This window comes from Wenxinia saemankumensis (genome assembly GCF_900141735.1).
GTDB lineage: Bacteria > Pseudomonadota > Alphaproteobacteria > Rhodobacterales > Rhodobacteraceae > Wenxinia > Wenxinia saemankumensis.
In genome coordinates, this window is record NZ_FQYO01000002.1 from 331,633 (window position 1) to 350,499 (window position 18,867).

The window sequence follows — 18,867 nt, forward strand, 5'->3', positions numbered from 1 at the left end:
CGGGGGAGGCGCGCAGCGCCGGGGGCGGAGCCCCCTTACGCGCCCTCAGCCGTCCCTGCCGTAGATCAGCTGCTGCACCGCGCCGACCGCCAGCAGGTAGACCGACGTGATCGCGAGTCCCCAGAGCGCCCAGCTCTCGGGATGGAAGTCGATCCAGGCCGCCCAGCCGGCGAAGCCGGTCCAGGCCAGCGCCACGGGCAGCGTGACCGCCTTCCAGCGCGGGGTGCGGGTGGGATGCACGAACTTGACCGGCAGGAACATCGCCACCGTCAGCACCGCGACGACGGCGAGGATCACCCAGTAGTTCGGCTTGAGCGCGAACATCACCAGCACGACCATGTTCCAGCAGCCCGGAAAGCCCGAGAAGGACTTGTCGGCCGTCTTCATCCGCGTGTCCGCGAAGTAGAGCCCGCTTGCATAGGTGATGACGAGGATCGCGAGCCAGCCCGACCATCCGGGCAGCAGGTCCGGATGCACGAAGAGCGCGTAGGCCGGGATGAAGACGTAGGTGAGGTAGTCGATGATCAGGTCGAGCAGCTCGCCGTCGAAGACGGGCGCGTTGCGGCCCACGTCGTATCTCCGCGCCAGCGGGCCGTCGATCCCGTCGACGAAGAAGGCGACGACCAGCCACAGGAACATCACGTCCCATTGCCCCGCCACCGCGGCGAGGAGCGAGAGCATCGCGAAGACCGATCCCGTCGCGGTCAGCAGGTGGACCGAGAGGGCCTTTGCGCGGATATCCATCGGATCCTGTCCTCGTCTGTCTGGCATGGCATGCGCCCCTCGTCCGTCGCGGCCGGTGCGCCCCGGCGGAGAGGTCGGGCCCCGGCCTTCGCAGCGCCGGTCCCCGGGGTCAACCGGAACCCCGCGCGGATCGTTCCTCGGCCCTTTCCCCGGCCCCCTCCTCGGCAGGGGCACGCCGCCCTTTGGCGCCGGCCCTCGGATGGGCGGCGTCGTAGACCTCCATCAGCCGGCCGGCATCGACCGCCGTATAAGCCTGCGTGGTGGAGAGCGAGGCATGGCCGAGCAGTTCCTGGATCGCGCGGAGGTCGCCCCCGGCCGAGAGCAGGTGGGTCGCGAAGGAATGGCGCAGGGCATGCGGCGTGGCGCTGGGCGGCAGGCCGAGCCGGGTGCGGGCCCCTTCCATCGCGCGCTGCACGAGCCGGGGATTCAGCGCGCCGCCCCGCGCGCCGCGGAAGAGCGGGCCGTCCGCCTCGGCGGGGAAGGGGCAGAGCCGGAGATAGGCGTCGACCGCGTCCCGCGCGACGGGCAGGACCGGCACGCGCCGCTCCTTGCCGCCCTTGCCCCTGATCGTGATCGCGGCGGCCAGCGGCGCGTCCGCGCCGGTCAGCGACAGCGCCTCCGAGATCCGCAGCCCGCAGCCGTAGAGCAGCGTGACCACCGCCCGGTCCCGCGCCGCGATCCAGGGCTCGGCCGCGACCGCCTCGACATCGTCCAGCACGGCGCGGGCCGCGCCCTCGTCCAGCGGACGCGGCAGGCCGGGCTTGTAGCGCGGGGCGCGGGTCGCGAGGACGGCCGTCGGCTCGAACCCCTCGCGCTCGGACAGCCAGCCGTAGAAGGTCTTCACCGCCGAGAGCGCCCGCGCGAGCGAGCGCGCGCCGACGCCGCGGCCGCGTTCATGCGCCATCCAGGCGCGCATGTCGGGCGTGGTGATCCGCGCCAGCGGGGCGAGGCCGAGCGCATCGCCGTGATGCCGCTGCAGGAAGGCGAGAAAGCCCAGCACGTCCGACTGGTAGGCCCTGACCGTGTTCGCCGCCGCGCCCTTCACCCCGCGCTCGTGGTCCAGCCAGCGGGACAGCGCGTCGGCCAGGGCGGGCGAGAGGCTCATGCCAGCCAGCGCCGCATCGCCCGTTCGAACACGCCGGCGAAGAAGCCGAGAAGGTCGGTCCCCTGCTGCGGCGAGAAGAGATGCGGATCCTCCGACCCCATGACGAGCAGGCCCGCCGCCGTGTCCGGCCCGAAATCGAGCAGCAGGCAGACCTCCGACCGGATCGCGGTGCGCCCGGACCAGAGCGGGCTCTGCGCGACCGCGTCCGGCCCGATCTGGCGCAGCGTGACCTGCCGCAGCGGGATCGCCCTTCCGTGATTGACGTAGTCCGCGATGAAGCCCGCCGGCTGCAGGCTCAGCACGTCGCCCAGCCGGGCGAGGGCGGCCGTGCCGTCGCCCTCCTCGGCCTCCAGCACCAGCCGCAGCTCGTCTACCCGCAGGATCTGCGCCACCTCGGTGCCGAGATCGCGCAGGAAGACCTCGAACTGCGCCGGCTCCAGCAGCTTCAGGATCGCCCGGTGGATCTGGTTGGTGCCGGCGAGGTTCTCGTAGGCGGCCGCGATCACGCTGCGATGCGTGTCCTCCAGCCGGTCGAGCCGCGCCTCCAGCCGCTCCATCGCGATCCCGCGCAGGTCGACGATGTTGGTGCCCATCGCCCGCTCGTTGGCGGCGACGAGCGCGGCCATCACCTCGGCATCGTCGAGAAGCGCGTCGGGGTCGGAGATGATGCGGTCGCGCAAGGTCGCGTCGAGCGCGGCGAGATTCTGGTCCATGGTCGGGGTCCTGCTCGTCTGCCTCGGCCCGTCCCCCTCGTGTGGCGGGGGGATCGGGCGCATGTCGGGCGAGAGTGGCCGCCCGCGACCCGCCCCGCAAGCCGGGACGGCACCGCCCGCCGGCCGGCGTGACTCCCCGGCGACAGGGCCGCCAGGGGGCAGGGGGCAGTCCCGGAGACGAGGGGCCCATCCCGGCCCCGTCTCGTCGCGGCCGGCAACCCGTGCGGGCAGGGGCGTCTGCCGCTCCCCCGCCCGGCACCGACGTCGGTCAGGCCGCCGGCGCGCGACGCCGGGCCCCATCGCGGCGCCAACCGCGCCGGCCGGGCGCGCTTCCGCCCTTTTGCCGCGCGGCCCGGATCGCTACATCGCGGGCCATGCCCCCCGACTCCTCACAATCCGATCTCTTCGGTGCCCCGCAGGGGGCGGCCGGGCCGGATGCGCGCGTGGAGGCCGGGGCGGAAGAGGGGGCCGAGTTCTTTCCCGAGGGCACGCCCATCGCCGTGCTCACCACCCAGCCGCTCGACCGACTTCTCGACTACCGCGCCCCGGCGGGCGGCTGCTGGATCGGTGCCTTCCTCGAAGTGCCGCTCGGCCCGCGGGCGGTGCTCGGCGTCGTCTGGGGGCCGGGGACCGGCAGTTTCGACCGGGCCAGGCTGCGCCCCGCCAGCCGCGTGCTCGAGGCGGCCCCGCTCCGGGCCGAGATGCGCGAGTTCCTCGGCCGCGCGGCCGATTACACGCTGACGCCGATGCCCGCGATGCTGCGCCTCGCCAGCCGGGCGCCGGATCTCGGCGCGCCGCCCGCCGCCCGGCGTGTCTACCGGCTGGGGGAGGGGACGCCCCCCCGCATGACCGAGGCGCGCGAGAAGGTGCTCGCCGTGCTCGAGGAATATGGCGGCCTCGCCTTCCAGCTGTCGGAACTGGCGCAGATGGCCGGCACCGGCACCTCGGTCGTGAAGGGCCTCGTCAAGGCCGGCGCCGTGCTGGAGGAGGAGGCGCCCCGCGACATGCCCTTTCCCCGGCTCGACCCCTCCGCGGCACCGAAGGCGCTGACCGAAAGCCAGCAGGCTGGGGCGGACCGGCTGCGCGCGGCCGTGGCCGCCCGGCGCTATTCCACCACCCTGCTGCGCGGGGTCACCGGCTCGGGCAAGACCGAGGTCTATCTCGAGGCGGTCGCCGAATGCCTCGCGCAGGGCCGGCAGGCGCTGGTCCTGCTGCCCGAGATCGCGCTCACCGGCGAATTCGTGGGCCGGGTGGAGGCGCGGTTCGGCGCCCGCCCCGCCGAATGGCATTCGGGCGTGACCCAGACCGAGCGGCGCCGCACCTGGCACATGGTCGCGGCGGGCGGGGCGGAACTGGTGGTGGGCGCCCGCTCCGCGCTCTTCCTGCCCTACCGGGATCTCGGGCTGATCGTCGTCGACGAGGAGCACGACACCTCCTACAAGCAGGAGGAGGGCGTGCTCTACAACGCCCGCGACATGGCGGTGCTGCGCGCCTCCATCGCGGGCGCGCAGGTGGTTCTCGCCTCCGCCACGCCCTCGCTCGAGAGCTGGGTGAATGCCGAGGCGGGGAAATACGCCCGCATCGACCTGACCGACCGGTTCGGCCCGGCCGTCCTGCCCCGGATGGAGGCGCTGGACCTGCGGGGCGAGGACATGCCCGCCGGCCGTTGGGTCTCCGAGCCGCTGGCCCGCGCGGTCGAGGGGCGTCTGGCGCGGGGCGAGCAGTCGCTCCTCTTCCTCAACCGCCGGGGCTATGCGCCGGTCACGATCTGTCGCGCCTGCGGGCACCAGATCGGCTGCGACACCTGCGATGCCCGCATGGTCGAGCACCGGTTCCTCAAGCGCCTGATGTGCCATCAATGCGGCGAGACGAAGCCGATCCCCGCCGCCTGTCCCGCCTGCGAGGTCGAGGGCAAGCTCGCCCCCGTCGGCCCGGGGGTCGAGCGGCTGGCCGAGGAGGCGACCGCCCGCTTCCCCCGCGCGCGGGTCGCGGTCCTGTCCTCGGATCTCTTCGGCAGCGCCCGCGCGCTCAAGGCCGAGATCGCGGCCATCGCGGCAGGCGCGGCGGACATCGTCATCGGCACGCAACTGGTGGCGAAGGGCCACAATTTCCCCAAGCTGACCCTCGTCGGGGTGATCGACGCCGATCTGGGGTTGCAGGGGTCGGACCTGCGCGCGGCGGAGCGGACCTTCCAGCTGATGCGCCAGGTCGCCGGCCGGGCAGGCCGGGCCGAGGCGCCGGGCACCGCCCTCCTCCAGACCTTCCAGCCCGAGCATCCGGTCATCCGCGCGATCCTGACCGGCGACGAGGAGGGGTTCTGGGCCGCCGAGGCGGCGGAGCGGCGCGCGGCGGGCGTGCCGCCCTTCGGCCGGATGGCGGGGATCGTGCTGTCCTCGCCCGACGTGCAGGAGGTGTTCGATCTCGGCAACGCACTCGCCCGGCGCGACGGCCCGCTCCGGCGGATCGGGGCGCAGGTATTCGGCCCCGCCCCGGCGCCGATCGCCCGCGTCCGGGGCCGCCACCGCGTGCGCCTCCTGGTCAAGGCGGAGCGGAGCGCCCCGCTGCAGGCCGCCTTGGCCGAATGGGTCGCGCAGGTGAAGCGACCCGCGAACCTGCGCCTCGCCATCGACATCGACCCGCAGAGCTTCCTCTGAGCGGCGCCCCGGCCGAGCGAACCCGCCGAGCGGGGCTGGGTCGAGCGGGCGCGGGCCCCCAAATCACCACGATTGTTTCACGATCCGTCCCCGAAGGCGGGACAGGGTCGGCGGCGTTCCCGGCAGGCTGCCGCAACCCGCGAGGCTCAATCCGATGTCCATCGTCGCCCTCGACACGTCGAAATCGCGGGATCACCGCGCCACGGACCAGCTCCCGCGCTCGCGCGTGACCCTCGTCGTGCCCGTCTACAACGAAGAGCGCGCGATCCTGCCCTTCGTCGAGGCGATCGAGGCGCTGCGGCCGGACCTGCCCGAGGGAGTCCGGCTCGACATCCTCTTCGTCAACGACGGCAGTTCCGACGGCACCGAATTCGTCATCCGCTCGCTCGTGGCGCGACGCGAGGCCCTCTCGCTCGTCAACCTGTCGCGCAATTTCGGCAAGGAGGCGGCGCTCTGCGCCGGTCTCGAATACGCGCGCGGCGAGGCGGTGGTGCCGATGGATGTCGACCTGCAGGACGACCCTGCCGCCCTGCCGGGAATGATCGGGCTGTGGCGCGCCGGGGCCGAGGTCGTCAATGCCAGGCGCCGCAACCGTGCCGGCGACAGCTGGATGAAGCGGCAGACCGCCCGCGGCTTCTACCGGGTCTACAACCGCATCTCCGATCACCCGATGCCACAGGACGTGGGCGATTTCCGCCTGCTCGACCGCAAGGTCGTCGACGTGCTGCTCTCGATGAAGGAGAGGGTCCGCCTCAACAAGGCGCTCTTCGCCTGGGTCGGATTCCGCACCGAGGAAGTGCTGTTCGATCGGCCCGGCCGCAATGCCGGCCGGACCCGCCTGAACTACGCCCGGCTCTGGGGCCTCGCGCTGGACGGGATCTTCGGGTCGACGACGAAGCCGCTGCGCTGCTGGACCTATATCGGCAGCGCGATCGGTCTGATGTCCTTGCTCTATGCGGCCTGGGTGTTCGGGGCGACGCTGGTCTACGGCAACCCGGTGCCGGGCTACGCCTCGACCGCGATCCTGATCCTCGGCTTCGGTGGCCTGAACCTGATCGCGCTGGGCATCATCGGGGAATATGTCGGGCGCATCCTGACCGAGGTGCGCGGCCGGCCGCTCTACGTGGTCGGCTCCAGCGCCGGCCTGCCGGAATGAGCGCGGCCCGTTCCGCCCTGTCGCGCCGCGTGGATATCGCGCAGATGCTGCGCTTCGGCGCGGTCGGACTCGCGGCGACCATCGTCCACGCCGCCGCCGCCCTCGCGGCGCAGGCGGCGCTCGGCCTGCCGGACCTCGCCGCGAACCTCGCCGGGTTCGCCGCTGCCGTCGGCGTGTCCTATCTCGGCCATGCCCGCGTCACCTTCCGCCGCCCCGGCGCCGATGCGGGGCAGGCGCTGCGGTTCCTCTGCGTGGCCGGCCTCGCCCTCGCGGTGAGCTCGGCGATCACCCTCGCTGCGGACCGCGCAGGGCTCGATTTCGCGCTGGCGATGGCGCTCGTCGTGCTGATCGTGCCGCCCGCGAACTACCTCGCCGCGAAGGCCTGGGCCTTTGCCGGGCCGGTCTCGGCGATCGAACGGTTTTCGGAATGATCAGACTTCGACCGCTCACCCTCGGCGCGCTGATCGTCGCCCTGCTGCTGCTGGTGCTGTATACGGCAGCCTTCATCGCCTTCCCGCGGGCGATGGGGAAGGATTTCCTGCTGGACTTCGATGTCTTCTATCTCGTCAGCGAGATGAATGCCGAAGGGTCGCTCTATCGAGCCTATGTGCCCGAACTGTTCCTCGAGCGTCAGGCCTCACCGCTCTGGCCCAATTCGCCGAAGATGTACTGGAGCTATCCGCCGCCGTTCAACTTCGTGATCGCGCCGCTCTCGCTCGTTGCGGCGCCGCTGTCCTACGCGCTTTTCATGATCGCGACAGGCGCCTTCGCCGTCCTCGTGCTCCGCCGGCTGTCGGGGGAAGGGTTTCACACCGTTGCAATCCTGTTCTGCCCAATGGCGCTTCTTATCATCAAGTCGGGTCAGAACAGCTTCCTCACGGGGGGACTCGTCGGACTTGCCTGCCTGCTCGCGATGCAGTCTTCGCGGTGGGCCGGGTTGCCGCTGGGGCTGATGGCGATCAAACCGCACCTCGCGCTGGGGGTCGGCATCTGGTCGCTTCTGACCCGGCGCTGGGGCCTCGCGGCGCTGTCGCTCGGGACCGTCACGGCGATCTCCGGCCTGGCGACGCTGGCCTTCGGCCCCGGGATCTGGCCCGCCTCACTGGGGGGTATCGCGGACACGGCCGAGGTCCTCGAGGGCGGCGGCTTCGCCTACTACCGGATGACCTCGATCTACGCGTCGGCGCGGTCGCTCGGGATCGGACACGACATGGCAATGGCCCTGCACCTGGCGGCCGCGATCCTCGCCCTCGCGTCGCTGGCCTGGGTCGTCGCGAGGGGGCCTGCGGCTGGTTTGGTGCTGGGCTACGCGGTCGTCGTCTCGACGCTGCTCAGCCCCTACAACTACGACTACGACCTCGCGATGCTCGCGGCCGCCGCAGGGCTGCTGTTGCCTGCCCTTGCACGCCATGCCGGGGCCGTCGAGAAAGGCGTGCTCATCGGGACTGTCCTGCTGGCTTCGTACTACGGGATGATCGTGACCGAATTCTACGACACCATCCTCGGGGAGGAGGCATACCTGGCGCATCCGCCGGTGTCGCTCGTGGGGCCGGTCATGATCATCGCGGCCTGCCTTCTGCTGCGGATCCTGCAGCGGGCCCGGGACGCGGGCGAGGAGTCCCTGCCGGAAGCGCTTGACCGGGTCGATCGACCCGGGCGCGGGCCGCGATCCGGTCCGGCACGGGGTGAGCCGTCGCTGCAGGCCTGACGCGGGCACCCGCGTCGCCCCCGCAAGTCGGCTCTTGCGTTCCGGCCGTTCGGCATGGCTGGACCGGGCCGCGCGGCGGGCCTAAGGGAGGCCATGGACGCCGCCTATCCCCCCTCCCAGACCACGAACGGGCACGAGGCGCGCCGCCTGCTGGGTCTCGGCCTGCCGCTCGTCGGGTCGGCGGTGGCGGGATTCGCGATCCACATGACCGACGTGCTGATGCTGGGCTGGTACGACGTCGTCGCGCTGGCGGCGGCGACCATCGCCTCGACGCTGTGGTTCAACCTCTTCATCTTCGGCGCGGGATTCGGCAACGCGGTCAGCCCGCTCGTCGCCAGCGCCATCGCCGAGGGCGACGACACCCGCGCCCGGCGCCTCACCCGCATGGCCTTCTGGCTGTCGGCGGGGTTCTCGGTCCTGACGATCCCCGCCTTCTGGTGGTCCGAGGCGCTGCTTCTCGCCATCGGGCAGGAGCCGCAGGTGGCCGCGCTCGCGCAGGACTACCTGCGGATCGCGATGTGGGGCCTGCCGCTGCACCTGGGCGGCAACGTGATGCGCAACTATCTCGGCGCGCAGGGACTGACGCGGGTGCAGCTGTGGGTGACGATGGGCGCCGTGCTGTTCAACGCGGGCGTCAACTACGCGCTGATCTTCGGAAATCTCGGCGCGCCCGAGCTGGGCATCCGCGGGGCGGCCATCGCCTCGATCCTGACGCAGGCGCTGACGCTGCTGATCCTGTGCCTCTATGCCGAGCGGGTGCTGCCGGAGGCGAAGCTGTTCCAGCGGATCTGGCGCGACGATGCCGAGGCGCGGGGGCGGGTGTTCCGCCTCGGCCTGCCGATCGGGCTGACCTCGCTGTTCGAGGCCGGGCTCTTCGCCGCCTCGACGGTGATGGCCGGCTGGTTCGGGGCGATCCCGCTCGCCGCGCACGGCATCGCGCTGCAGCTCGCCGCGCTGACCTTCATGTTCCATGTCGGGATGAGCCAGGCCGCGACGATCCGCGCGGGCGGCGCCTATGGCCGCCGGTCCGAGGCGGATCTGCGCCGCGTCGGCCTCGTCTCGATCCTCGTCGCGCTCGCCTTCGCGCTGGTGGTGGTCGCCGTCTTCGTCGCGATCCCCGGGCCGCTGGTCGCGCTCTTCGTCGACCCGGCGGAGCCGGCCCGCGCGGCGCTGATCTCGGTCGGGGCGAGCCTCGTGCTGATGGCGGCGCTGTTCCAGCTCGCCGACGCGGCGCAGATCATCGCGCTCTCGTTGCTGCGCGGGGTGCAGGACACCGCGGTGCCGATGTGGCTGGCGATGGTCAGCTACTGGGGGATCGGCTTGCCCGCCGGCTACGTCGCCGGGTTCGTCCTGGACTGGGGCGTGCAGGGCGTCTGGCTGGGGCTGACGATCGGCCTCGCCGCGGCCGCCGCCTCGATGATGTGGCGATTCTGGCGCCGATCCGTGCGGATCGGCGTGCGGGCGGCGGCCACCGGCTAGCGCGGCCCGAAGGCGAGGACCTGCGCACCGCGCGGCTCCTCCCCCGCGAGGGCGCCGCCATGCCTGCGGATGAGCGCCTCGATGTCGCCGGCGATCCCGGCATGGCCGCTCAGCCGCGCCGTGCGGCTCAGATCGTCGAGATAGCGCAGCAGCCAGTCCGGCCCGCGGGCCGGGGCGGCCTGCAGCGGCGCGGCGGCCGCATCGGTCCCGGAATCCCTCTCGACGTCGGTCCGGACATCGGCGGGGGCGCCGCCGGCGGCGAGGCAATCGGGACTATGCGTCATCGGACCGCTCCCGGCCGATCCGGTCGGCCTTCTTCCGCACGAGGACGCTGCGCAGGTCGTGCATGGCGAGGAGCAGCGGATCCGTCATCGCGTCGAGCTGGGCGTCGGTCGCCTTCGACTGCACCCAGTGGGCAGTGAGGTTAAGATGGTCGACCGCCCGCAGGATATCGTCCAGCTCGCGTCCGGCCAGCACCTCGCGCCGAGAGGCCAGCCAGTCGTCGATCGCCGCCTGCTCGTCCCCGGTCAGGTCGCGGTCGCCGGTGGCCCGGACATTGCCGTTGTTCACGTTGATCGTCGCGATGTGGTCGAGCTCGATCCGTCGCTGGCGGTTCTCGGTGTTCACCCGGAACGCCAGCGCGCCGTTCTCCTTCACCCGGAAATAGAAGTCCGGAAGGTCTTCGCCCATGTCTGCCTCGTCCGTTCCGGCGCCGTTGATCGCGCGTCCGGCCTTTCGCAGCGAGTCTAGCGACGCCCGGGGCAAGGACAAGGGCAGGGCCCCGGAACGCGAAAAGGGCGCCCCGCGCGTGGCAGGACGCCCTCACTTCGCCCCGCCCCCCGGCAGAGAGGGGCGGGGGGAATGTCGCCCTTACTGGGCGGTCTCTTCCGTCTCGGTGTCGTCCGACGGGTCGGCCACGGCACCGTCATCCGTCACAGCCTCGTCGTCGGCGATGTCGGCGCCTTCGGTGCCCGCATCGGCCTCGGCCTCGGCGGAGGCGTCGGCATTCGCGTCGGTGTCGGCCGAAGCGTCGGAGTCGGCCGCCGCGTCGGCGCTCGTGTCACCGGACGCGTCGGTGTCGGCCGCGGCGTCGGTCTCCATCTCGCCTTCGGCGTCGCTCTCCATGCCGGCGCCGGACTGGCGGGCATCACGCTCTTCAGCGGTCTCGTAGGTGACCGTCGGCTCGCCCACGGTGACGATCTCGATCGTCGGCTGCTCGGCGAAGGTGACGGAGACGTTCGGCTCGGCGCTCTCGTACGAGATCGTCGGATCCGCCGCCTCGACCGTGGCGGTCGGCTGGCCGGCCGGGCGGACGATGTTGACCGTCGGCTCGGTGGAGGCGGTGCTGACATCGGCGTCGGTCGTCTCGGCATCGCCCTCGGCGGTGGCCGTCGAATCCTCGGTCGTGTCGTCGGCCGGGACATCCGTCTCGTCGAGATCGAGCGCGAGTTCCGGGGCGCCCTGGCGGACAGTGACGCGCGGCTCGTTCTGGACGACCTCGACTTCCGGGTCGGCCGTGTCGACGGCGACCTGGGTCTCGCCGCGGGTGACGTAGATCGTCGGCGCGGGGATCTCGACGCGGACGATGATCTCGGGGATCTCGACCGAGACGTTCGGCTGGGCCTGCTCGACGTTGATCTCGCTGGCGCCTTCCATCACGCTGATGTCGGGGTTCGCGGTTGTCACGGTGACCTCCGGCGGATCGACCTCGACGTCGACTTCCGGCTCGGGCACGGTCACGACGGCCTCGCCCTCGATCGTCAGCTCCTCCTCGACCGTGGCCTCGGCGGCGGCATTGGCCTCGGCTTCCGCGTCGGCGCTGGCGTCGGCATCGGCGCTCGCATCGGCGTCGGTTTCGGCGTCAGCGTCGGCGCTGTCCGTCGCGCCGTCGGTCTCGGTATCGGCCGTGTCGGTGCCGGTGTCGGTGCCGGTGTCGGTGCCGGCATCCGCCTCGGCATCGGCAGAAGCGTCGGCCTCGGTGTCGCCGCCCTGTGTCGCCAGCAGGTCGGAGCACTGGGCCTCGTCGTTCTGATTGATGACCGCGACGGCCTCCGAGGTGGAGGGCAGGCCCGCGGGCAGCTCGCCCTCGGTGTTGTAGAGCGCGACGACATCGGCACAGATCGGGACGAGGGCGTTCATGCCTTCGTCGGAGATGCGGATGCGTTCCTGGGCGGACGCGGCACCGGCGGTCAGTGCGGCGGTCGCTGCGCCTGTCAGCAGCGCCTTCTTCATCGAAATGGTCACGGGGAGACCTCCCTGTCTGGATTGGACCGGAGTGCGCCAGGCGGCGCCTCTCACCCGGTCCAATGGCCGGAGCGGCAGATCGTTCCGCGAAATGTGAAGTTTCGGGAGCGGCCCGCGATCAGTGCATCCCGTCGCAGAACCGCGCGATCCGGGCGCAGGCCTCGGTCAGCTCGGTCTCCGACGCGGCATAGCTGACGCGGAAGGCAGGGGAGAGGCCGAAGGCCGCGCCGAAGACCACCGCCACCCCGGCCTCGTCGAGCAGGGCGGTGGTGAAGGCCTCGTCGCTGTCGATCGGCGTACCATCGGCAGAGGTCAGGCCAAGGCAGCCCGAGATGTCGGGATAGACGTAGAACGCCCCTTCCGGCACCGGACAGTCGATGCCCCGCGCGGCGTTCAGCCCCGCGACGACAAGGTCGCGGCGGCGCTGGAAGAGGGCGGCGTTCGGGGCGAGAAAATCCTGCGGGCCGGTCAGGGCCTCGACCGCCGCCCACTGGCTGATCGTGCAGGGGTTCGAGGTGGACTGGCTCTGCACCTTGCGCATGCCGCGGATCAGCTCCTCGGGTCCGGCCGCATAGCCGATCCGCCAGCCGGTCATCGCATAGGCCTTGCTGACGCCGTTCACCGTCAGCGTCCGGTCCATCAGCCCCGGCTCGACCTCTGCCGGGGTGGCGAAGACGAAGCCGTCGAAGGCGAGATGCTCGTACATGTCGTCGGTCAGGACCCAGACATGCGGATGGCGCATCAGCACGTCGGTCAGCCCCTTCAGCTCGGCGGCGGAATAGCCGGCGCCGGTGGGGTTCGAGGGCGAGTTGAAGAGAAACCACTTCGTGCGGGGCGTGATCGCCGCCTCGAGCTGGTCCGGCGTGATCTTGTAGCCCCGCTCGCGCGCGCCGGGCACGAAGACCGGCGTGCCGCCCGCCAGCAGCACCATGTCGGGATAGCTGACCCAGTAGGGCGCGGGGATCACCACCTCGTCGCCCGGGTCCAGCGTGGCCATGAGCGCGTTGTAGAGCACCTGCTTGCCGCCCGTGCCCACGGTGACCTGTTCCGGGCGGTAGTCGAGGCGGTTGTCCCGGGCGAATTTCCGGCAGATCGCGCGCTTGAGCTCGGGCAGGCCGTCGACGGCGGTGTAGCGGGTCCGGCCAGCCTCGATCGCGGCGATCCCGGCCCGGCGGATGTTCTCCGGCGTGCCGAAATCGGGCTCTCCGGCGGAGAGCGAGATCACGTCCCGGCCCGCCGCCTTCAACTCGGCCGCGCGGGTCGTCATGGCGATCGTGGGCGAGGGCTTCACCCGCGCGAGTGTCGCGGACAGGATGGACATGTTCGCTCCCGGGGTGGTTCGGCTGGGACCGCCGTGTCATACGGCGGCCCAGAGGCCCCCACAAGCGCCGGGGCGGGAGGAGCGCCGATGACCGAGACGACGGACTGGTACAGCGACGAGACCGCCACCCTGGGCGACCGGATCTCGGGCGGGCGCGAGGCGCTGGGCATCGACCAGGAGGAGCTGGCCCGCCGCATCGGCGTGCGGCTCGACACCCTGCGCAAGTGGGAGGAGGACCGGGCCGAGCCGCGGGCCAACCGCGTGCAGATGCTGGCCGGCATACTCGGCGTGTCGCTGTCCTGGCTGCTGACCGGCAAGGGCGAGGGGCCAGACGCCCCGCACGAGGCCGAACTGCCCGCCGACGTGGTCAAGCTGCTGGACGAGATGCGGACCCTGCACAGCCAGATCGCCCGCGCCTCGACCCGGCTCGGCCAGGTGGAGAAGGCGCTGCGCCGCCGCCTGCGCGAGGGCTGAGCGTGGCGGAGGACCGCGAGACCCGGCTGCGGCGGCTGCACATGCGCTCGATCCGCCGCGGGATCAAGGAGATGGACCTGATCCTCGGCCGGTTCGCCGTCACCGACCTGCCGGGCCTGCCGGAGGCCGAACTCGACCTCTACGAGGCGCTGCTGGCCGAGAATGATCACGACCTCTACGCATGGATCGCCGGTGCCGCGCCGGTCCCCGACCGGTATGCCGCGCTGATCGCGCGGATCGGGGCGGGGGCCGTCGGCGTGGTGCGCCCCGCCTGACGCGCCGCCGGTCGGCGCCGCCGGGTTCCGCACAATTCGAGCGATCTTTCCCCGCGATTGCCCGCCGAATTCGCCTCGAAAGTAACGGATCGTTCGCTTTTTGCCCCCAGTGTCCCCCTCGACCGGGGAAGGAGCGGCGAAGCGATGAGCTTGCACACGGATATCGGGACAGGGCAGTCGGCCGCCCATCGGCACGGCTTCCTCGCCTCCTACCTCGAGACGGTGACGTTGATCGAGCGGCTGCACCGGTTGCTGCTCGACGTGATCAAGGACGATTTCGAGCGGCTCGGCGTGCTGGAGCTGAACGCCGTGCAGGCGCTGCTGCTGTACAACATCGGCGAGAACGAGGTGACGGCGGGCGAGCTCAAGAGCCGGGGCTACTACCAGGGCTCGAATGTCAGCTACAACCTCAAGAAGCTGGTCGAGATGGGCTACATGCACCACCAGCGCTGCGACATCGACCGCCGCTCCGTCCGGGTGCGCCTGACCGAGAAGGGGCGCGGAATCCGCGCCGCCGTCGCAGAACTCTTCGCCGCCCATGCGGAAGGGCTGGGGCAGTCCGGCGCGCTGGACCTCGACCGGATCGACCTCGTCGCCGGCTCGCTCCGCCGCTTGGAGCGGTTCTGGACCGACCAGATCCGCTACATCTACTGAGGATCGGGGCCGGCCTGACGGGGGGCCGAGGATCGCGGCGGGACAGCCTGCCCCGGCAGGCTTACCGGGGCTCACCGGGCGGGCTCGGCGGACGGACTCACCGGGCGGGCTCGGCGGACGGGCGCCATGCCTCCCGGGTCGGAGCAGGGGGCGACCCGCGGACGTGACGGCGGTCCCGGTCAGATCGACCGGTCACGGCAGGGGGGGGCGGGGCCGTTCCCGGGCCGGAACGCGGACAGGATGCCGGGGCAGCGTCCCGGCCCCCGGGCCTGCCTGCCGGTGGCGCGTGAGTGGTTGGCGGACGATCCACAGGGCCGGACCGCGAACAGGATGACGGAGCGGCATCCCGGCCCCGCCAGTGCCAGTCATGTCAGGCGGCGCCGGGTCGTTTCCGGCGGGATTGGAAGGAGTGGACGGGGCAGGGCTCCCCGCTTCAGGGGAGGGCGCCGATCACGGTTGCCGACAGCTCCCGCACCAGCTTGCGCCGCATCGCACGCTCGTAACCGGCGTAGTCCGAGGCCACCTCGACGAAGGCGCCGGGCCCGTGCGGCACGTTGCGGGTGACCCAGGGGACGAGGTCCGGCTCGTCCGCCCCGATCACCATCGCGTTCACGGTGATCCCGGCAAAGGCGAAGGCGTCATAGGCCAGGCGCGGGCCGAAGCCCTCGTTGTTCGGGCCGTCGGTCGACAGGTCGATCGTGCGGAAGAGGCAGTCCGGCCCCTCGGCCAGCCGGGCCACCGCGTGGCCGAGCGCGTAGCCCATCGCGGTCGGCATGTCCTCGCGGGACCGCTCCGATTCCGCGATCCGTCCTGCCAGCGCGGTCAGGTCGGCGGGACCCTCGACCAGGATCCAGCCGCCGCCGATATCCACCTGGTCCCAGCGCCCCGACCATTCGAAGACAGTCACCGCCACCGGGTCGGGGGAGGAGAAGACGGCCGCGCTCACCTCCGGCGCGAGGAGCGCGGCGGCGAGGCCCTGCCGCTGCAGCCGGTCCTCGTCCTCGTCCACCGAGGAGGACACGTCGAGCGCCAGGACCAGCGCCAGCCGGCAGGCCGCCGCCGGCGTGCCGGCCCCCGCGCAGAGCAGCGCGGCCGGCAGCGCCCCGGCGGCGGCCCGGATCACCCGCGCCTCACCAATGGCCGGTATTCTCCATCGAGGCCCAGGGCTCGGCCGGCTCCTTGCGCTCGCCGGCCTGAAGCAGCTCGATCGAGACGTTGTCGGGCGAGCGGACGAAGGCCATGTGCCCGTCGCGGGGCGGCCGGTTGATGGTCACGCCGTTGTCCATCAGGTGCTGGCAGGTGGCGTAGATGTCGTCCACCGCGTAGGCGAGGTGGCCGAAATGGCGGCTGTCCGAGGGCAGCCCCTCGTCGCCGTCCCAGTTGTAGGTCAGCTCCACCGGGCATTCCTCCTGCCCCGGAGGCGCCATGAAGACGAGCGTGAAGCGCCCGCCCTCGCTGTCGTGGCGGCGCGTCTCCTCCAGCCCCAGCAGGCGGAAGAAGTCCATCGTCTTCTCGAGATCCTTCACGCGGACCATGGTGTGCAGGTATTTCGGGGCCATTCTCGCCCTCCCTCGTTCTGGCTGTTCCGCCGGCCGACCTAGCCCGCCCGTCGACCCGGGCCAGCGCCGATCGCGCCTCGTCAGAAGGTCGAGCGGATCTCGACGCCGAAGCCGAGATTCCGGCTGTCGAAGCGGGAATTGTTGCTGAACGTGCGCTCCGCCTCCAGCGTCGCGACGGGGGTGAAGCCCGCCCAGGACCACCCCGTCAGCGCGGCCTCGACAGTCAGGAGCGCGCGGCGGTCGCGGCGGCCGGCATCGACAAAGCTGAAGGTCGGGAAGTCGAAGACGAAGTAGTCGTCGAACTCGGTCACCGAAACCGCCCCGCCCAGCGTCAGCTCGGCCGGGCCGAGGGGCTGAGCCAGCCGGTGCGTGACATCGAGGCTCGCCCGGCGGAAGGCGGTGTTGGCCCGCTCGGTCGAGAGCCGCGACAGCTCGACTCCCGCCCGGGTCACGCCGCCGCCCGGCCAGGCATGGGTCCAGGCGAGCCCGCCTTCGGCAAGGCGCTCGGTCCCGCCATCGGTGCGCTCGCGCCAGTCCTGCGACAGCGAGAAGGACAGCCGGTCCGCCTCGCCCAGGGGGCGGGAGAGGCGGGCCTCGAACCCCGCCACGTCGTAGATCGCCTCGCCCCCCGCGGCGACGCGGCCGAGCGACAGGCCGAGATCGACCCGCGAAGGCCCGATCAGCCGCACATGGTCGAGACCGATCTCGACCGAGCGGGTCGAGACGTCGATCGTCTCCTCGCCCGCCTCTTCCAGCGCGTTCCGCGACCTGCCCGAGAGGCGGACATGCCGGTCCGACAGGTCGAAGCGCAGGCTCGTCCGGCTCGTCGCGTCCTGCGCCAGGCGGTAGCCGAGCGCGAGGTCGGTCTCGGCGATCCAGCCGTCCAGCGCCTGGGCCGCCACGGTCAGCGCGCCCAGCGTCTCGCCGTTCACGACGTAATCCCCGGTCTCGGCCCCGCCGTTCACATTGGCCGAGGGGCGGATCGAGAAGGAAAGCGAGACGGACCAGGGCGACAGGCGGCGCATGGCGCGGGCCTCGTCCTCGATCGCCGGGACCCGGTCCGGCCCGGCGAGGGTCAGGGCACGCCGGTACCAGAGCTCGGAGACGAAGAACCTCTCCTCCCCCGCCGCGGCCCGGGCGGCGAGCCGGGCCGCGCCGAGGCGCGTCTCGACCGGGGCGCCGCTGTCCCAGATCGCCGCGGCGGCCTGCCGCGCGGCCGCCATCTCGCCCGCCTCGAAGGCCGCGCGGGCCAGGATGGCCAGCGCGCCCGGATCCTGCGGGTCGGCCTCCAGCAGGGCCCGCGCGATCGCCGCCGCCGCGTCCGGGCGCCCCTCGGCCAGCAGCTGCGCCGCCAGAGCCCGGCCCTCGTCCCGGCCGAGGCGGAGCGGCTCCTGCGTGGCGGCGGGGGCGGCGGTCAGGAGGAGGAGGGCGGCCGCCAGAGCGGCGCGGATCACGGGCGGACCTGGCCGGTGATCGTGACGCCGAGCTCGCGGGCGTCGTAGTCGGTGCTGAAGGTCGCCGTCTCGAAGCCCGAGGAGGTGATCTCGTACCCCTCGGGGAAGCCGCTCGTGTCGACCGTCAGCTGGCCGATCGTCTCGCGCCGGTCGGCGCGGGCCTGCAGCGCCTCGGTCCCCACCTGGTCGAGCGCGCTGGCGCTGCCGGTCCGCGTGATGGTCTGGATCAGGGGCAGGCCCGCGACATCGGTCGTCACGGTTTCGGTATAGGTGTACTCGACCACCTCGTACGAGATCCGCTGTTCGCGCGCGACGCCCTCCATCGAGAGGAAGGCGCCGATCTCGTCGCCGTTCGTGCCGGCGATCAGCCCCTCGTATTCGCCGGAGCCGATCTCGTCGCCCTCGGCGTTGAACGTGCTGACCGCGCCGCCCTCGAAGGCGCCGGTCTCGGTCGTGAAGTCGATCCGGCTCATCACCACGTCGGGCAGGGCGTAGGCGGGCCCCGTGCCGGAGACCGGGCTCGTGCTGCGCCCCTCGATATTGGCCAGGATCGAGCCCTGGATCGTCCCCGACGGGTCGAGGTCGAGGATGTCGAGCAGCAGCCGCGTCTCGCCGGTGACCAGCTCGAGCCCGCCGCGATCGTCGAAGCTGCGCATCCCGCTGTAGACGCCGACATAGACGTACTCGCCCCCGTCCGGCAGGCCGAACCGCTCGCGGTTGAGGTTCGCGCCGCCATAGCCGAAGCCGATCCATTCCGCCCCGTTCGCCGCCGTCGCCTCGAGCTCGTCCGAGCGGAGAAAGACGGCATAGGACTGGACCTGTCCGGTCGTCGGCGTCTCGCGGCTGGCATAGAGGCCGGCGATGTCCGTCGTGCCGTCCGTGGGCAGGCCGCCGATCCGGTCGTAGCGTCCGGCGGGGCCGTCGAAGGGCAGGTTGTTGATGACGAGCTCGTCGTTCGCCGCGTCGTAGTCGACCGCGTTCATCGTCAGGTTGCGGTCGAGGTCGAAGAGGAAGCGGTTGGAGACCGTCGTGTTGGGATCGCGCGGATCCACGTCGCCCGGCTCGACCTCGCTCTCGTCGACGAGGTTGTAGGCCTCCAGCGGCTGGCCGTCGCCGCAGGCGAGCAGCAGCAGCAGCGGGGCGAGGGGGGCGGTACGGTGCATCATCGGCCTCCACCCGGGCGCGACGGTCCCGGTCGGGGCGAGGAATCCCGCGCGGGGCGGCCGAGTCAATTCCGAATGCCGCCGCGCGCCCGCCGCGCCCCGGGCCTGTCGCCGGCGCGCCACGACGAGCGATGGACGTTTGCGGCACTCGCCCCCCCAGATGT

Annotated in this window: 19 protein-coding genes; 8 read left to right on the top strand and 11 right to left on the bottom strand. The window is 72.0% G+C overall.

What is annotated here, in order from left to right; genetic code table 11:
- Positions 1–45: 45 nt before the first annotated feature.
- The 3 genes from BUE30_RS05435 to BUE30_RS05445 form a co-directional block, all read right to left on the bottom strand.
- Positions 46–744, bottom strand: coding sequence for a CDP-alcohol phosphatidyltransferase family protein (locus BUE30_RS05435; protein ID WP_073326838.1), 699 nt, complete (start codon positions 742–744; stop codon positions 46–48).
- Between the two features lie 109 nt (positions 745–853).
- Positions 854–1,849, bottom strand: coding sequence for a tyrosine recombinase XerC (locus BUE30_RS05440; RefSeq protein WP_073326839.1), 996 nt, complete (start codon positions 1,847–1,849; stop codon positions 854–856).
- On the bottom strand, positions 1,846–2,562 hold the full coding sequence (locus tag BUE30_RS05445; protein WP_073326840.1) for a DUF484 family protein: 717 nt from the start codon (positions 2,560–2,562) through the stop codon (positions 1,846–1,848). The genes BUE30_RS05440 and BUE30_RS05445 overlap by 4 nt, the downstream gene beginning before the upstream one ends.
- A gap of 374 nt (positions 2,563–2,936) precedes the next feature.
- On the opposite strand from BUE30_RS05445, the gene BUE30_RS05450 reads away from it, so the two are divergent.
- The 5 genes from BUE30_RS05450 (at position 2,937) to BUE30_RS05470 (ending at position 9,559) form a co-directional block, all read left to right on the top strand.
- Complete coding sequence (locus tag BUE30_RS05450; protein WP_083601154.1) at positions 2,937–5,216, top strand: primosomal protein N'; 2,280 nt, start codon at positions 2,937–2,939, stop codon at positions 5,214–5,216.
- A 154-nt stretch (positions 5,217–5,370) separates the two neighbouring features.
- Positions 5,371–6,372 carry a glycosyltransferase family 2 protein gene (locus tag BUE30_RS05455; RefSeq protein ID WP_083601156.1) on the top strand — a complete coding sequence of 334 codons (1,002 nt, stop codon included), beginning with the start codon at positions 5,371–5,373 and terminating at the stop codon, positions 6,370–6,372.
- Complete coding sequence (locus BUE30_RS05460; protein ID WP_073326842.1) at positions 6,369–6,803, top strand: GtrA family protein; 435 nt, start codon at positions 6,369–6,371, stop codon at positions 6,801–6,803. Before BUE30_RS05455 ends, BUE30_RS05460 begins: the two co-directional genes overlap by 4 nt.
- The gene (locus tag BUE30_RS05465; RefSeq protein ID WP_073326843.1) at positions 6,800–8,080 is read left to right on the top strand and encodes a glycosyltransferase family 87 protein; all 1,281 of its coding nucleotides are present in this window, start codon (positions 6,800–6,802) and stop codon (positions 8,078–8,080) included. Before BUE30_RS05460 ends, BUE30_RS05465 begins: the two co-directional genes overlap by 4 nt.
- 93 nt (positions 8,081–8,173) lie before the next feature.
- Positions 8,174–9,559, top strand: a complete 1,386-nt coding sequence (locus tag BUE30_RS05470; protein WP_073326844.1) for an MATE family efflux transporter — start codon at positions 8,174–8,176, stop codon at positions 9,557–9,559.
- On the opposite strand, the gene BUE30_RS05475 is transcribed toward BUE30_RS05470, so the two are convergent.
- From BUE30_RS05475 to BUE30_RS05490, 4 genes are all read right to left on the bottom strand, one after another.
- On the bottom strand, positions 9,556–9,843 hold the full coding sequence (locus BUE30_RS05475; RefSeq protein WP_073326845.1) for a hypothetical protein: 288 nt from the start codon (positions 9,841–9,843) through the stop codon (positions 9,556–9,558). The genes BUE30_RS05470 and BUE30_RS05475 overlap by 4 nt on opposite strands.
- Positions 9,833–10,249 (bottom strand): hypothetical protein, encoded by a 417-nt coding sequence (locus BUE30_RS05480; RefSeq protein WP_073326846.1) that lies wholly within the window; start codon positions 10,247–10,249, stop codon positions 9,833–9,835. Before BUE30_RS05480 ends, BUE30_RS05475 begins: the two co-directional genes overlap by 11 nt.
- A 180-nt stretch (positions 10,250–10,429) precedes the next feature.
- Positions 10,430–11,803: a hypothetical protein gene (locus BUE30_RS17745; protein ID WP_170865613.1), complete on the bottom strand. Its 1,374-nt coding sequence runs from the start codon at positions 11,801–11,803 to the stop codon at positions 10,430–10,432.
- A 118-nt stretch (positions 11,804–11,921) separates the two neighbouring features.
- The gene (locus BUE30_RS05490; protein ID WP_073326848.1) at positions 11,922–13,124 is read right to left on the bottom strand and encodes a pyridoxal phosphate-dependent aminotransferase; all 1,203 of its coding nucleotides are present in this window, start codon (positions 13,122–13,124) and stop codon (positions 11,922–11,924) included.
- 87 nt (positions 13,125–13,211) lie between these two features.
- Between BUE30_RS05490 and BUE30_RS05495 the strand changes: the two genes are divergently transcribed.
- The 3 genes from BUE30_RS05495 to BUE30_RS05505 all read left to right on the top strand — a co-directional run bounded on the left by BUE30_RS05495 (position 13,212) and on the right by BUE30_RS05505 (position 14,527).
- Complete coding sequence (locus BUE30_RS05495; protein ID WP_073326849.1) at positions 13,212–13,598, top strand: helix-turn-helix domain-containing protein; 387 nt, start codon at positions 13,212–13,214, stop codon at positions 13,596–13,598.
- A 2-nt stretch (positions 13,599–13,600) separates the two neighbouring features.
- The gene (locus tag BUE30_RS05500; RefSeq protein WP_244526279.1) at positions 13,601–13,873 is read left to right on the top strand and encodes a succinate dehydrogenase assembly factor 2; all 273 of its coding nucleotides are present in this window, start codon (positions 13,601–13,603) and stop codon (positions 13,871–13,873) included.
- Between the two features lie 144 nt (positions 13,874–14,017).
- Positions 14,018–14,527, top strand: a complete 510-nt coding sequence (locus tag BUE30_RS05505) for a MarR family winged helix-turn-helix transcriptional regulator (protein WP_073326850.1) — start codon at positions 14,018–14,020, stop codon at positions 14,525–14,527.
- A 433-nt stretch (positions 14,528–14,960) separates the two neighbouring features.
- Here the strand turns inward: BUE30_RS05505 and BUE30_RS05510 are convergent, their stop codons facing one another.
- The 4 genes from BUE30_RS05510 to BUE30_RS17755 form a co-directional block, all read right to left on the bottom strand.
- Complete coding sequence (locus tag BUE30_RS05510) at positions 14,961–15,650, bottom strand: DUF1194 domain-containing protein (RefSeq protein ID WP_073326851.1); 690 nt, start codon at positions 15,648–15,650, stop codon at positions 14,961–14,963.
- Between the two features lie 7 nt (positions 15,651–15,657).
- The gene (locus BUE30_RS05515; RefSeq protein ID WP_073326852.1) at positions 15,658–16,086 is read right to left on the bottom strand and encodes a VOC family protein; all 429 of its coding nucleotides are present in this window, start codon (positions 16,084–16,086) and stop codon (positions 15,658–15,660) included.
- A gap of 80 nt (positions 16,087–16,166) precedes the next feature.
- Positions 16,167–17,540 (bottom strand): tetratricopeptide repeat protein, encoded by a 1,374-nt coding sequence (locus tag BUE30_RS17750; RefSeq protein ID WP_073326853.1) that lies wholly within the window; start codon positions 17,538–17,540, stop codon positions 16,167–16,169.
- Positions 17,537–18,706, bottom strand: a complete 1,170-nt coding sequence (locus BUE30_RS17755) for a hypothetical protein (RefSeq protein ID WP_073326854.1) — start codon at positions 18,704–18,706, stop codon at positions 17,537–17,539. The genes BUE30_RS17750 and BUE30_RS17755 overlap by 4 nt, the downstream gene beginning before the upstream one ends.
- Positions 18,707–18,867: the final 161 nt, after the last annotated feature.